Consider the following 12661-nt stretch of genomic DNA (forward strand, 5'->3'; position numbering starts at 1 on the left):
GGGCGGTCCCTCCCCCGCCCCCCGCCCGGCGGGGGGGGGGGGGGGGGGGGGGGGGGGGGGGCGCCCCCCCCGTGACTGCGGCCGTTGGTCTCGGTGAGACCCGGCCCCACCCCCAACCCCTCCCCTGAAGGGGAGGGGAGCAGCATCACTTAGTGCACGAACCGCGCGACCACGTCGCGATAGCTGCGCGACACCTTCACTTGCGCGTTCGACTGCAACACCAGGAAGCACTCCCCATTGGTGTGCGGCTTCACTTCCTTGACCAGGTCGAGGTTGACGATCGTCGAGCGATGCACCCGCTGGAACCGCCGCGGATCGAGCCGCTTCTCCAGATCCTTCATCGTCTCGCGCAGGATCAGCGTGTTGTCGCCGGTATAGATGCACATGTAATCGCCCGCGGCATCGATCCGCTCGATCGTGTCGACATCGACGCGGAAGATCTGCCCGCGATCCTTGATGTTGATCAGCTTCTCGAAGCGGTTGGCCGAAACCTGCTCGCCGCCCTCGGCAAGGTTCTCGACCGAATCGGGCGCGATCTCGGCGATCACTTCCTTCAAGCGGTCGACTTCCTCGACCCCGCGCTTCTCGGTCAGCCGCTGGCGCACCCGGTCGAGCGTGTCGGCGAGGCGCGATTCCTCGACCGGCTTCATCAAATAATCGACCGCGTCGGTCTCGAACGCCTTCAGCGCATGGTCGGAATAGGCGGTGACGAACACGAACAGCGGCGGCTCGACCTCCATCAGCCCCTGAACGACCGAGAAGCCGTCGAACCCCGGCATCTGGATGTCGAGGAAGACCAGATCTGGCTTGTGCGTCTTGATCGCACGGATCGCCTCGCGACCGTTCATGCAGGTGTCGACGATTTCCACGTCTTCGTGCGCGGCAAGGCGCAGCGCGAGCCCCTGGGTAGCTAGTTTTTCGTCATCGACGAGGATGGTGCGGATCGTCATGCAAACTCTTTCTTCGGTTCCTCGAGCTGGAACGGGATTTCAATCTCGACCCCGAAACCGCCCCCCGGGATCGATCGCGTCTCGAATTTGTGGTCCGGCCCGTAAGCCTGGGCCAGCCTCTCCCTGATATTGGCAAGGCCAACCCCGGTTGAAAGAGCCTGGCTTGGAGAAACGCTCTGCCGCGCCTTTGTTTCGTTCAAGCCGGGGCCGGTGTCGGATACGACGATCTGCACCCGATCCCCGGTGAGCCGCGCGGTAACCGCGATTTCGGCGCCATCTTCCTGCGGGGTCACCGCGTATTTGATCGCGTTTTCGACGAGCGGCTGGAGCAGCAGCGACGGCAGTCGCGCCTTGGCGACGCGCACATCGACGTCGAAGGTCGGTCGCAACCGCTCCTCGAAGCGCATCTTCTCGATCTCGAGATACAGTTTCAGCGTCTCGAACTCCTGCTGCACCGTGACGTGCGCGGTCGGCTCGTTGGCGAGCGTGTAGCGCAGGAACGACGACAGCCGCCCGAGCATCGCATTGGCGCGCTCGGTTTCCTTGAGCAGCACCAGCGTCGAGATCGAATTGAGCGTGTTGAACAGGAAATGCGGGTTGAGCTGATAGCGCAGCATCGCGAGCTGCGCCGCCGACGCGGTGTTCTCGAGCGTGGCGAGCTGGTCGATCTGATCCTCGACGATCAGGTAGAAATTGATCCCGAAATAGAGCGCGGTCCACCCCGCGAGCACGGTGAAGTTGAGGAAGATCGTGCCGAGCACCAGGCTGATGTTGAGCCCCGGGCTCTGCAGCTTGATGAACGAGAAGGAGAAGGCGTCGAGCACCGCGTAGAGCAAGGTCGCGGCGGCGAGCGTGATGATCGTCAGGATCGCCATCGCGAAGCGCGGCTGGCGGCGGTAATAATGGTACACCGTCGCGAGCAGCAGCGTGATGCTGTAGCCGACGATCGACTCGATCACGACAGGCACCACCACCGACACGTCGGCGGCATTCGACACGCTCGAGACGCCGCGGAGGATGAGGTAGCCGGTCCAGCCGGCCGCTTGCAGCGTCCAGAAGGCGCGGCCCTTATCCTCGAAGAAGGGCCGCGAGAAGATCGCGGGTCGGGTGAAAAGCGGCATCCGGCCGTCTTAGCCCGGCTGGGCGCGTTGCGCAAAGCACCCGTCACCCCGGGCTTGTCCCGGGGTCCACCGCGCCGCATATTCCGCGGGCTGTGTCCACGAGGCACGGTGGACCCCGGGACAAGCCCGGGGTGACGATAACACCGTGGAGAGCATCATGAACGACCAGCCCGACCGCGCGCAGTTCACCGCGATGGAGCACGGCACCCAGGCCGACTGGAGCCTGATCGCCGGCCATTTCGGCCAATTCGCCAGGACGCTCCCCAATCGCGTGCTGACACACCTCAAGCTGCTCGACGGCGACTATGGCGGCTTCCCGGTCGACCGGCTCGAACATTCGCTCCAGACCGCGACGCGCGCGCACCGCGACGGGCGTGACGAGGCCTATGTCGTGATGGCGTTGCTCCACGACATCGGCGACACGCTCGGCACCTACAACCATCCCGAGATCGGCGCTGCCATGCTGCGCCCGTTCGTGTCGGAGGAAGTCCACTGGATCGCCAACACCCACGGCGTGTTCCAGGGCTATTACTTCTTCCACTATATCGGCGGCGACCGCGACTTGCGCGAGCAATATCGCGGGCACCCGCATTTCGAGGCGTGCGCCGAATTCTGCGAGAAATACGATCAGGCGGCGTTCGACCCGACCTATGACAGCGCGCCTTTGTCGTTCTTCGAGCCGATGGTCGGCCGCGTCTTCGCGCGCCCGATCCAGTCGCTCTACGCCAAGGCCGCAGCGGAAGCGTGAGGCCCAAACGAAAACCGCCGCCCCCTTGCGGGGACGGCGGCCGTCGTGACGAACTGTAAGAAGGCTTAGAGCCCGATCACCAGCGAGCCGGTGATCGACCGCGGCGTGCCGATGACGGCATTGCCGATCGAGTAGCGGTTCGGCAGGCCGACAAAGCCGCCCGAGCCGCTCAGGCCGCCGATATAGACCTTGTCGAACAGGTTGCTGACGTTGACCTGGAAGAAGGTCTTGCGGTTGTTGCCGAGCAGCTGGCCGATGTTGATGCGAACGTCGAGGTCGACGATCGTGTAGCTCGGGATCTTCGCACCGTAGATCTGGTTCTGCGATGCCACTGGGCACAGCCCGCCCGAAACGGTGCCGGTGCAGGTGTAGACCGGCAGGTTCTCGTCGTTGACGAAGCGCGAACCGGTGTACTTGGCCTGCGCGCCGAGATCGAAGATCCCGACGGTGCCCTGCAGACGACCGCCGCCCATCCAGGTCGGCGCGCCGCCCTCGCGCTTGCCCGCCGTCTGGAAGTAGTTGATCGTCGTGCCGGTACGACCCGCTTCGAAATTGTCGCGGATCTTCGAGTGCAGGTACGAACCGAACAGATACGCGGTCAGGTTGCGGACCGGCGTGTACGACACCGAGCCGTCGAAGCCGTATTTGTCGACCGTGCCGAGGTTGCGCGACACGCTGGCGTCGCTCTCGACGTCATAGATGGTGACGGTACGGTTCTTGAACTTGGTGTACCAGCCAGCGATCTGCGCCTGGACCTTGCCCGTCGTGTAGCGTGCACCGAGTTCGTAGCTGTCGGTCGTCTCGGGCTTGGGCTTCGACTGCGGCGAACCGTCGGCATAATAGAACGAGCTGTAGAGGTTGTCCGTGCTCGGCACCGACAGACCCTGCGAGAAGCTCGCATACATGCTGATCGCGTTGGTGAAGTTGTAGGTCAGGCCGACATTGGGCAGCGCGCGGTTGTAGTTGCGGATGCGGTTCTGCGGCGGCGCGAAGCCGACGACGCACGCCGAGGTCAACACCGCGCACGACGTACCCGCGACGACCGGACGGTTGACGCCGTTCACCGTCGTCACGCCCGGCGCGAAGTAGGTGTATGGGTTCGCCGCGGCATAGGCCGCCGTCTGCGTCGGCGAGACGCACGACACGTTGGTGTTGGCAGCGACCGTGAAGCAGTTCTGCGTCAAGTCGCGGCGGAAGAACGTGCCACGCACGCCGAGCGTCGCGACGAGCTTGTCGTCGAAGAACTTGCCGCGATATTCGGCCGAGACCTGGTTGAGGATCGCGAGCGACTTGCGGTTGCGCTTCTCGATCAGCGCGCCGTTCGCGTCCTTGACGCCGTTATTGACCGGGAACACGTCGAGCGGGGTGCCGTCGGTGTTGAGGAAGCCGGCTTCGCCCGTCTGGCGATGGCGGCCATAGTCGCCGGTATAGGCGATGCGGACGCGGTTGTTCTCGTCGAACTCATAGGCGAGACCGGCGACGCCGACGAAGCGACGCGTCTGCGTCTGGCTCGGCGCGATTGCGAGAACGCTCGTGGTCGGGCTGATCACGCCGTCGCCGTTGAGATCGCGACCGGTGTAATAGCCAAAGCCGCCGGGCGCGCCGTTACCCGTGTTGCCCGTGGTGTTGATCACGCCGAGGACGCTGTTGGGGCCGCACGTGCGGACCGTCGCGCTGCCGAGATTGCCGCAACCTTCGAGCAGCGACACCGTGCCGCCGCCATTGGCCTTGACGTACTGGTAGCTGGCATCGAGCGTGAGCACGAGCTTCGGCGTGAGCGTGAAGCGCGAACCGAAGCGGACGTTGCCGGTGTTCGACGGGTTGAAGCGACGGTCGAACTCGGTGCCGCAGGCCGCGCCGGCGGTCGCGCCGGTCGGCGTCGGGCCACCGATGACGCACGGATAGTTGATGTTGTAGAAACGCTCTGCCCCGGTGAGGGGGGCGCGGTTCGAGGAGTTCGGACCGACGACGCGTGCGAAGGCGCCGTTGGTCAGATCGTTGCGCAGCGGCACCGAACCGAGGAAGTTGTTGCGGTTCTCGTTCCACTGGCCGGCGAGCGACAGGAAGTCGCCATTGTCGCCGAGATCCTTGAAGATGCGCGCGTTATACTGCTGCTTCTTCAGGCGCGAATAGTTGCTGAAGGGGTTGTCGGCGCTGATGCTCGACCCCGTGAAGAACGCGCGGACGCCGGTGTGCGCGATTTCGCCGGTGTCGACCGAGCCGTAGACGCGGAAGATCGAGCGGTTGAGCGGGTCGCCCTGGCCGAGATACGTGCCGTAGGTGCCGCTCATCATCGCGCTGAAGTCTTGCGTCGGCTTGCGCGTGCGGATGTTGACGGTGCCGCCGACGGCCGAAGCGGTCGGGCTGTCGACGTCGGTCGAGCCGAGGTTGACGCTGATCGAGTCGAGCGTCTCGGGATCCTGCTGCTGGTTCGAATAGATCGCGTAGTTGCCGGTGTCGTTGAGCGGGATACCGTCGAGCGTCTGCGAGATGCGCGAGCTGTCGAAGCCGCGGATCGTGAAGGTGCCGCCGGCGGCGCCGGTCGCGTCGTTGTTCTGGAAGCTGACGCCGGGGACCAGATTGATGATCTCGTTGACGGTCTGGCCCGGACGCTGGCGGCTGATCGTGTCGGCGCCGACGGTGATGCGCGTCTTGGGGACGTCGGGAACGGTGATGCCGCCCTTGCCGGTCTTCGTGCCGGTGACGACGATGTCGGTGCCCGCGTCAAAGTCGGTCGAACCCGACGACTGCGCGAAGGCTACGCCCGGAATCAGGAGCGCGGCAAACGCCACGCCAGTGAATAGCTTCGTGTTCATGCTCGTTCCCCACAGAATATCGTGATCGTCGGCGTTCGGCCTCTAGCCGTCACGCTCCGTCGACCGGAGCCCCTGCACGCGTTATATTTCTGTTCAATGACAAGTCATGCAGACTGTTCATCTTCGGTTAAAAACGGTTGGGAACCGTTGCATATTAGCATCACAGGGTAACCGACGGGGCGTCCGGGACTTAGCGGGCAGCGGCGACGATCTCGGCCCAACCTGCTTCGTCGATCACCGTAACTTTCAGATCCGCCGCCTTTTTCAGTTTCGATCCTGCGCCAGGCCCCGCGACGACGAGATCGGTCTTGGCCGAAACCGATCCTGCCACGCGCGCACCGAGCAGTTCGGCCTGCGCCTTGGCCTCGTCGCGACTCATCGTCTCGAGGCTGCCGGTGAACACCACGGTCTTGCCGCTGACCGGCGACTCGCGGGTCTGATGGACGACGTCGGTCGGCGTCACTTCGCGCAGCAGCGCCGCGACGACGTCGCGATTGTGCGGCTCGGCGAAGAACTCGATCAGCGCGTCGGCGACTTCGGGGCCGATCCCCGCGGTCTCGATCGCATCGGCGAGCACGCGCCCGCGACGCACGACGAACTTCGCCTCGGTCTCGCCGAGCGCGGGCACCGTCGCTTCGCGCACCGCAAGCACGCGCGCGATCATCTCGGCGAACGCCGCATAGCTGACATAGCGACGCGCGAGGTCACGCGCGGTGATCTCGCCGACATGGCGGATGCCGAGCGCGAACAGGAAGCGGTCGAGCCCGATCTGGCGCCGCAGATCGATCGCCGCGAGCAATTTGTCGACGACGAGCTCGGACATCCGCTCGCGCGTCACCAGCTGGGCGCGGTGTTCGTGGAGCCGGAAGATATCGGCGGGCGAGGCGATCAGCCCGTCGCGGAAGAATTCCTCGATCCGCACCAGCCCCAGCCCGCTAATGTCATAGGCGTGGCGCGAGACGAAATGGATCAGCCGCTCGACGCGCTGCGCCGGGCAGATCAGCCCGCCGGTGCAGCGCACGACGACCTCGCCTTCGCCGCGCTCGGCGAGCGAGCCGCATTCGGGGCAGGTCGTCGGGAAGGCGAAGGCGGGGCGGTCCTCATCGCACGTCAGCACCTCGACGATCTGCGGGATGACGTCGCCCGCGCGCTGAAGCACGACGCGGTCGCCGACGCGCGCGCCGAGCCGCTCGATCTCGTCGGCATTGTGCAGCGTGGCATTGGTGACGACGACGCCGCCGACCGTCACGGGCGCGAGCCGCGCGACCGGGGTCAGCGCGCCGGTGCGACCGACCTGGATGTCGATGGCTGTCAGGGTGGTCTCGGCGCGCTCGGCGGGGAATTTGTGCGCGATCGCCCAGCGCGGGGTGCGCCCGACGGTGCCGAGCCGCGCCTGCCAGTCGAGCCGGTCGAGCTTGTAGACGACGCCGTCGATGTCGAACGGAAGGTCGGCGCGCTGGTGCTCGATCGCGCGGTAGACGGCGAGCGCGGCGTCGGTCGTTGGTGCGTGCGCGAAACCGCTCGCGACCTGGAAGCCCCAGTCGCGCAAGGCGGCAACGTTGGCGCTTTGCGTCTCGCCGGGGAGCGCGCTGGTTTCGCCCCAGCCCCAGGCGAAGAAGCGCAGCGGTCGCGTCGCGGTGACCGCGGCGTCCTTCTGGCGGAGCGACCCGGCGGCGGCGTTGCGCGGGTTGGCGAACTGGCGCGCGTCCTTGCCGGCGGCTTCGGCCTCGGCGAGCAGCCGGGCGTTGAGGCCGGCGAAATCGGCCTTTGCCATATAGACCTCGCCGCGCACCTCGAAGATGTCGGGCGCGTCGGCGGGGAGGCTCTGCGGGATGTCGGGGATGTGCGCGACATTGGCGGTGACGTCCTCGCCGACCTGCCCGTCGCCGCGGGTCAATGCCTGGACGAGCCGACGCTGTTCGTAGCGCAGCGAGCAGGACAGGCCGTCGATCTTGGGCTCGGCGGTGAGCTCTATGGGCGCGTCGTCGGGCAGCGCGAGGAAGCGCCGCACGCGCGCGACGAATTCGGCGACGTCCTCGTCGGTAAAGGCATTGTCGAGGCTCGTCATCGCCCGCGCATGCGCGACCTTGGCGAGATGCGCGGCGGGCGCGGCGCCGACCTGGAGCGCGGGCGAATCGGCGCGGATGAGCTGCGGGAAGGCCGCCTCGAGCGCGGTGTTGCGCGCACGCAGCGCGTCGAAGTCGGCGTCGCTGATCTCGGGCGCGTCCTCGGTGTGATAGCGCGCGTTATGATAGGCGATCTGCTCCGCCAGCCGCGCGAGTTCGGCGGCGGCTTCGGTTTCGGTGGCGGGGAGGGGAGCGCTCATGCGCTTGGCGTTACCGGAGAGCGGGGGGCGGCATCAAGGCGTGGCGCGACGTAGAGAGAGCGAATGGCGGGAATTGGTGGGAACCTGCCGCTAGCGGCTTCGGAATATTCCGTTGATGACAAGGTTGATCATCCAACCGAAAGCCACGGCCGTCGCAGCGATGACAGCGAGGCCAGAGACGAGGGGCCAAAGTACGCCGGCGCAGTGAGCAGCTTCATCTGCACAAACAAGACTGCCACCCACGACGCTGATAGCAACCCACGCAAGCGCTAGCGGCCCCGCAATGAAGCAAGCGACTGCCACGCCCCAGCTCCTGCCTCTCTCATTGCGATAGCTCATGGTCAAAGAATGCAGCGGACGCTTAATGTCCGCAATTGGGCGAAAGCGGACAAGGCGCTGTCCTACACGTCGCGTTCATGATATGTACCGGAACGCTCTTTGAAATCGTCGGATCTGCCCAATTGCATTCATGCAAAAACGGAAACGATCGCCGCTGTATATACCGCGTCTTGGGGTCAATCGAGTCAAGCACGCGACACGCGCTTCCGCGGGTCGCGATGGCCGGACGGGGTCGCTAACGGCGGTCCGCCGCTAGGGGGTCACGACCTCGTCGTCATCCTCGGTCATCTCGGCGGCGAGCTTGGCTTCCTCGTTGGTCGATTTGCGCTCGGCGGTCTTTTCGGCGCGGGTCGCCATTTCGTCCCACGCCTTGGCGGCGCGCAGATGGCGCGTGCGGACGTTGTCGAGCGTGGCGGTGGCAGCTTCGGACTCGGCCTGGCGGGCGCGGTCGCGATAGAAGATGGCGGTGGTGTTCGTCGGAGGTCTCCTGAGCGAGGGAGGGGCCACATAAAAAGGGGTGCCGCCGGCTGGCGACACCCCCAAACGCGTCAGGCCTGGGCGAGACGGACGGCCGAGACCTTGCCGCGGCGATCCTCTTCCAGCTCGTACGAAACGCGCTGGTCGCGATCGAGCGTCGCCATGCCGGCGGCTTCGACCGCGCTGATATGGACGAACGCATCGCCGCCGCCGCCCTCAGGCGCAATGAAACCGTAACCCTTGTCGGCGTTGAAGAACTTAACGGTGCCGATAGCCATAGTGTATTCCTTAGTGCCGGATCGCCGCGCAGATCATGCGAAAGCGCCGGAGTGGGGCCGAGATCAAAGACGGATGCGACGTCCGGCCCCGGCCGGCGCATCCGATGACGGTGTCACCCGCGCGCGGTGGGTCCGCAGCGGGCTGAGTGACGAAAGGGGATGAACAGAGAAGCCAAAATGCGCGTCCGGTGCCAATCAAGCGGGAGCGCAGGGGGTCTCTCAGTCGCGAAAAAGCTTGTACGGACTCGCGCGATGCAAGGGCTATAGCAGGTCGTTACGCAAAAGTCGCGCGCTATACAGCACCGGACGGGCGCGCTAGCCTTTGCGCATCCGGGATGGGGTTTGCCGACATGATCTTGCCGCTGCTCGTTGCATTGCAGACCGCCGATTCCCCCGAGCCGCAACGCACGGCGCGCGCGAGCGTCGATCTCCCGGCGGCCTGGCATCCCGGCGGCTGTTCGAGCACCGAGCCGTCGCGCGACATCGTCGTCTGCGGCAAGCGCGACGCGGGCGAACAGTATCGCGTCCGGCCTCTGCCCGAGAAATATGCCGAGGTCGGCGGGCCCGGGATCGGGGTCGATCTCGGCAAGGGCGCGCGGGGGAACCTCCATACCGAGCCTGGCGCGACGATCGACGGCAAGCTCGCAAAGCGGATCCTGTTCACGGTGACGATGCCGTTTTGAGGGGAGCGTCCTCCTCGATAGCCGTCACCCCGGCCCTGTGCCGGGGTCCACCGTGCCGCGCATCCTGCCCACGCAGCACGCGTGGGACGGTGCGCCCCGGCACAAGGCCGGGGTGACGACGGGGGAGGGCTTCGAGGAGTTCCTCAGGCGGTCTCGATCAACCGCTCGGCCTGCGCGCGCGCCTCGGGCGTGATCGTCGCGCCAGACAGCATCCGCGCAATCTCCTCGCGGCGCTGCGCGATGTCGAGCGCGGTCACGCCGGTCCGCGTGACCGCGCCGTCGTGGCGCTTGGCGATCAGCAGATGATGCCCGCCGCGCGCCGCGACCTGCGGGCTGTGCGTGACGACGAGCAATTGCGTGGCATCGGCAAGCCGCGCGAGCCGCTCGCCGATCGCGCTCGCCACGGCACCGCCGACGCCGCGGTCGATCTCGTCGAAGATCATCGTCGCAGCGCCGCCCTGCTCGGCGAGCGCGACCTTCAGCGCGAGGATGAAGCGCGACAATTCGCCACCCGAGGCGATCTTGACGAGCGGTGCGAACGGCGCGCCGGGGTTGGTCGAGATCTCGAACTCGACACGGTCCTTGCCTGCCGCCGACCATGCTTCGGGCGGAGCGGGCGCAACAACGGTGCGGAAGCGCGCGGCATCGAGCTTGAGCGGGACGAGTTCGCCCTTCACCGCAGCATCGAGCTGGAGCGCGGCGGCGGTGCGCGCCTTGGTCAGCGCGGCGGCGGCGGTGTCATAGGCGGCGCGCGCCTTGGCCAGTTTCGCCTCGAGCGCGGCAAGCCCCTCTTCGCCGGCCTCGAGCGCCGCGAGCTTGGCTTCGAGCTCGCTCGCCAGACCCGCCAGCTCGTCGGGCTGGACGCGGTGCTTGCGCGCCATTGCGCGCAGCTCGAACAGCCGCGTCTCGTCATCCTCGAGGCTGGCGGGATCGAACCACAGATCGGTCTTCGCCTCGCGCAGCTTCTCCTCTGCGACCGCGCCCTCGATCACCGCGCGGTCGACCGCAGCGAGCGCGTCGGCAAGCGCGGCATGGTCCTCGGCGATGCGTTCGAGCACGCGCGCCGCCTGGCGGAGTTGGGCGAGCCCGCCATCCGATCCCTCGAGCCAATTCTCGATCGCAAGCAGATCCTCGGCGATCTTTTCCGAGCGCTGCATCGTCCGGCGGCGATCGGCGAGCGCTTCCTCCTCCCCCGGCTCGGGCGCGAGCGCGCGCAGTTCGCCGACGGCATGTTCGAGCCACTCGCGGTCGCGCGCCGCGGTGTCGATCGTCGCGCGCGCTTCGGCGAGCGCCGCCTCGGCATCGCGCAGCGCCTTGTAGCTGGCGGCGGTCGATCCCGCCGCAACGCGCCCGAACGCGTCGAGCAGCGCACGATGACCGCGCGCGTTGAGCAGCCCGCGATCGTCATGCTGCCCGTGGATCTCGACGAGATACGGCGCGAGTTCGCGCAGCAGCCCGGCAGACGCAGGCTGATCGTTGACGAAGGCGCGGCTGCCGCCATCGGCCTTGACGATGCGGCGGATCATCAGCGGCTCGCCGGGATCGAGCTCGAGCCCGTTTTCGGTAAGCAGCGCCACGACCGGGCCATCCGGCGCGGGGGTGTCGAAGGTCGCGGTGACGATCGCCTGCGCGGCACCTTGGCGAACGAGGCCGGCTTCGCCGCGCGCACCGAGCGCAAGCCCGAGCGCGTCGAGCAGGATCGACTTGCCCGCGCCCGTCTCGCCGGTCAGCACGCCGAGGCCCTGCCCGAACTGCAGGTCCAGCGCTTCGATCAGCACGACGTCGCGAATGGCCAGGGAGATCAGCATGGGGTCGCCTTGCCCTTTAGCCGAGTTGACCGCGTTCCGGTAACGTTCTTTTCAATCGAACCGGCGCCGGTGCGACTCAGTTGCCCGGATTGGGGTTGCCCGGGTTGGTCCCCGAGCCGCCGCCGATCGGGGCGGCTGCGCTGGTGTCGCGCTTGATGTCATTGCTCTTGCCCGGAATCGAATCGGCGACGCTGGTCCGGTCGGCAACGATCTGCTGCCCCGGCGCGAGCGCGGCGACGTTCACCGGGGGATGCTCGTTGCTGAGCTTGTAGGCGCGCTCGTACCACTGCGTGCCGGGATAATTGGCACCGAGCACGGCGGCGGACTTGCGCGCCTCGTCGGGAACGCCGAGCGCGAGATAGGTCTCGGTCAGCCGCATCAGCGCCTCGGGCGTGTGCGTCGTCGTCTGGTACTCCTCGACGACCTTGCGGAAGCGGCCGTTGGCAGCGAGCCACTGCCCACGCACTTCGTAGAAGCGCCCGATCTCCATTTCCTTGCCGGCGAGATGGTCGCGGACCAGATCGACCTTGAGCCGCGCATCGGCGGCGTAGCGCGTGTTGGGATAGCGGCGCATCAGCTCGCCGAGCGAATCGAGCGCCTGCTGCGTGATCTTCTGGTCGCGCGTGACGTCGCTGATCTGCTCGTAATAGCCGAGCGAGACGAGGTAATAGGCATAGGCGGCGTCGCGGTTGCCCGGATGCACCGTCAAAAAGCGCTGCGCCGACTGGATCGAGGCGGTGTAGTCATGCGCGAGATAGTAACTGAACGCGCTCATCAACTGCGCGCGGCGCGCCCATACCGAATAGGGGTGCTGGCGCTCGACTTCGTCGAACAGCGCGGCGGCGATCTTGTAATTGCGCTGGTCGAGCTGCTTGCGCGCTGCCGTGTAGAGCGTGCCGACGTCGCGCGCGACGTAGGGGATGTCGCCCTTGGTCCTGTTGCGCGCGCACCCCGTGGTGGTGAGCGCGGTCGCGGCGATCAGACCGATCGCGAGGCTGCGGAGAAAGGGCGAGCGGGGCAGGGGGGTGCGCATTGGTGCCAGCCTTAGCGCAACCGCCGACGCGCGAACAATCCTTTTAACACGCACGGATCGCTTGGACGCGACGATGCGTTGG

Annotated in this window: 10 protein-coding genes; 2 read left to right on the forward strand and 8 right to left on the reverse strand. The window is 66.6% G+C overall.

Going from position 1 to position 12661, the window contains the following annotated elements:
* Positions 1 to 149: 149 nt before the first annotated feature.
* Together ACP7C5_RS08470 and ACP7C5_RS08475 are read right to left on the reverse strand one after the other, a co-directional pair.
* Positions 150 to 950: a LytR/AlgR family response regulator transcription factor gene (locus ACP7C5_RS08470; protein ID WP_010185313.1), complete on the reverse strand. Its 801-nt coding sequence runs from the start codon at positions 948 to 950 to the stop codon at positions 150 to 152.
* Positions 947 to 2071, reverse strand: a complete 1125-nt coding sequence (locus ACP7C5_RS08475; RefSeq protein WP_426263915.1) for a sensor histidine kinase — start codon at positions 2069 to 2071, stop codon at positions 947 to 949. Before ACP7C5_RS08475 ends, ACP7C5_RS08470 begins: the two co-directional genes overlap by 4 nt.
* Before the next feature lie 157 nt (positions 2072 to 2228).
* Between ACP7C5_RS08475 and ACP7C5_RS08480 the strand changes: the two genes are divergently transcribed.
* Positions 2229 to 2819, forward strand: a complete 591-nt coding sequence (locus ACP7C5_RS08480; RefSeq protein ID WP_189675968.1) for an HD domain-containing protein — start codon at positions 2229 to 2231, stop codon at positions 2817 to 2819.
* A gap of 65 nt (positions 2820 to 2884) precedes the next feature.
* Here the strand turns inward: ACP7C5_RS08480 and ACP7C5_RS08485 are convergent, their stop codons facing one another.
* The 4 genes from ACP7C5_RS08485 to ACP7C5_RS08500 all read right to left on the reverse strand — a co-directional run bounded on the left by ACP7C5_RS08485 (position 2885) and on the right by ACP7C5_RS08500 (position 9055).
* Positions 2885 to 5635 (reverse strand): TonB-dependent receptor, encoded by a 2751-nt coding sequence (locus ACP7C5_RS08485; RefSeq protein WP_322162334.1) that lies wholly within the window; start codon positions 5633 to 5635, stop codon positions 2885 to 2887.
* 190 nt (positions 5636 to 5825) lie between these two features.
* Entirely contained in the window at positions 5826 to 7961 is a 2136-nt protein-coding gene (gene ligA, locus ACP7C5_RS08490; protein WP_426263916.1) for an NAD-dependent DNA ligase LigA, read from the reverse strand.
* Positions 7962 to 8552: 591 nt separating this feature from the next.
* Positions 8553 to 8807, reverse strand: coding sequence for a hypothetical protein (locus ACP7C5_RS08495; protein WP_240698987.1), 255 nt, complete (start codon positions 8805 to 8807; stop codon positions 8553 to 8555).
* A 41-nt stretch (positions 8808 to 8848) separates the two neighbouring features.
* Positions 8849 to 9055, reverse strand: a complete 207-nt coding sequence (locus tag ACP7C5_RS08500) for a cold-shock protein (protein ID WP_010185321.1) — start codon at positions 9053 to 9055, stop codon at positions 8849 to 8851.
* Positions 9056 to 9405: 350 nt separating this feature from the next.
* Between ACP7C5_RS08500 and ACP7C5_RS08505 the strand changes: the two genes are divergently transcribed.
* Entirely contained in the window at positions 9406 to 9738 is a 333-nt protein-coding gene (locus ACP7C5_RS08505) for a hypothetical protein (RefSeq protein WP_426263917.1), read from the forward strand.
* Between the two features lie 143 nt (positions 9739 to 9881).
* Here ACP7C5_RS08505 and recN read toward each other — a convergent pair whose 3' ends face one another.
* Positions 9882 to 11546 (reverse strand): DNA repair protein RecN, encoded by a 1665-nt coding sequence (recN, locus tag ACP7C5_RS08510; protein ID WP_426263918.1) that lies wholly within the window; start codon positions 11544 to 11546, stop codon positions 9882 to 9884.
* Between the two features lie 76 nt (positions 11547 to 11622).
* On the reverse strand, positions 11623 to 12579 hold the full coding sequence (locus ACP7C5_RS08515) for an outer membrane protein assembly factor BamD (RefSeq protein WP_133186104.1): 957 nt from the start codon (positions 12577 to 12579) through the stop codon (positions 11623 to 11625).
* Between the last annotated feature and the right edge of the window lie 82 nt (positions 12580 to 12661).

The organism is Sphingomonas sp. PWP1-2 (genome assembly GCF_049898305.1).
Classification (GTDB): Bacteria; Pseudomonadota; Alphaproteobacteria; order Sphingomonadales; family Sphingomonadaceae; genus Sphingomonas; species Sphingomonas glacialis.

Bases quoted from the DNA above. Each gene is read 5' to 3' on its own strand.
- ACP7C5_RS08480 (WP_189675968.1), top strand. From the start codon at position 2,229: ATGAACGACCAGCCCGACCGCGCGCAGTTCACCGCGATGGAGCACGGC.
- ligA (WP_426263916.1), bottom strand. From the start codon at position 7,961: ATGAGCGCTCCCCTCCCCGCCACCGAAACCGAAGCCGCCGCCGAACTC.
- ACP7C5_RS08485 (WP_322162334.1), bottom strand. From the start codon at position 5,635: ATGAACACGAAGCTATTCACTGGCGTGGCGTTTGCCGCGCTCCTGATT.
- ACP7C5_RS08515 (WP_133186104.1), bottom strand. From the start codon at position 12,579: ATGCGCACCCCCCTGCCCCGCTCGCCCTTTCTCCGCAGCCTCGCGATC.
- ACP7C5_RS08505 (WP_426263917.1), top strand. From the start codon at position 9,406: ATGATCTTGCCGCTGCTCGTTGCATTGCAGACCGCCGATTCCCCCGAG.
- ACP7C5_RS08475 (WP_426263915.1), bottom strand. From the start codon at position 2,071: ATGCCGCTTTTCACCCGACCCGCGATCTTCTCGCGGCCCTTCTTCGAG.
- recN (WP_426263918.1), bottom strand. From the start codon at position 11,546: ATGCTGATCTCCCTGGCCATTCGCGACGTCGTGCTGATCGAAGCGCTG.
- ACP7C5_RS08500 (WP_010185321.1), bottom strand. From the start codon at position 9,055: ATGGCTATCGGCACCGTTAAGTTCTTCAACGCCGACAAGGGTTACGGT.
- ACP7C5_RS08470 (WP_010185313.1), bottom strand. From the start codon at position 950: ATGACGATCCGCACCATCCTCGTCGATGACGAAAAACTAGCTACCCAG.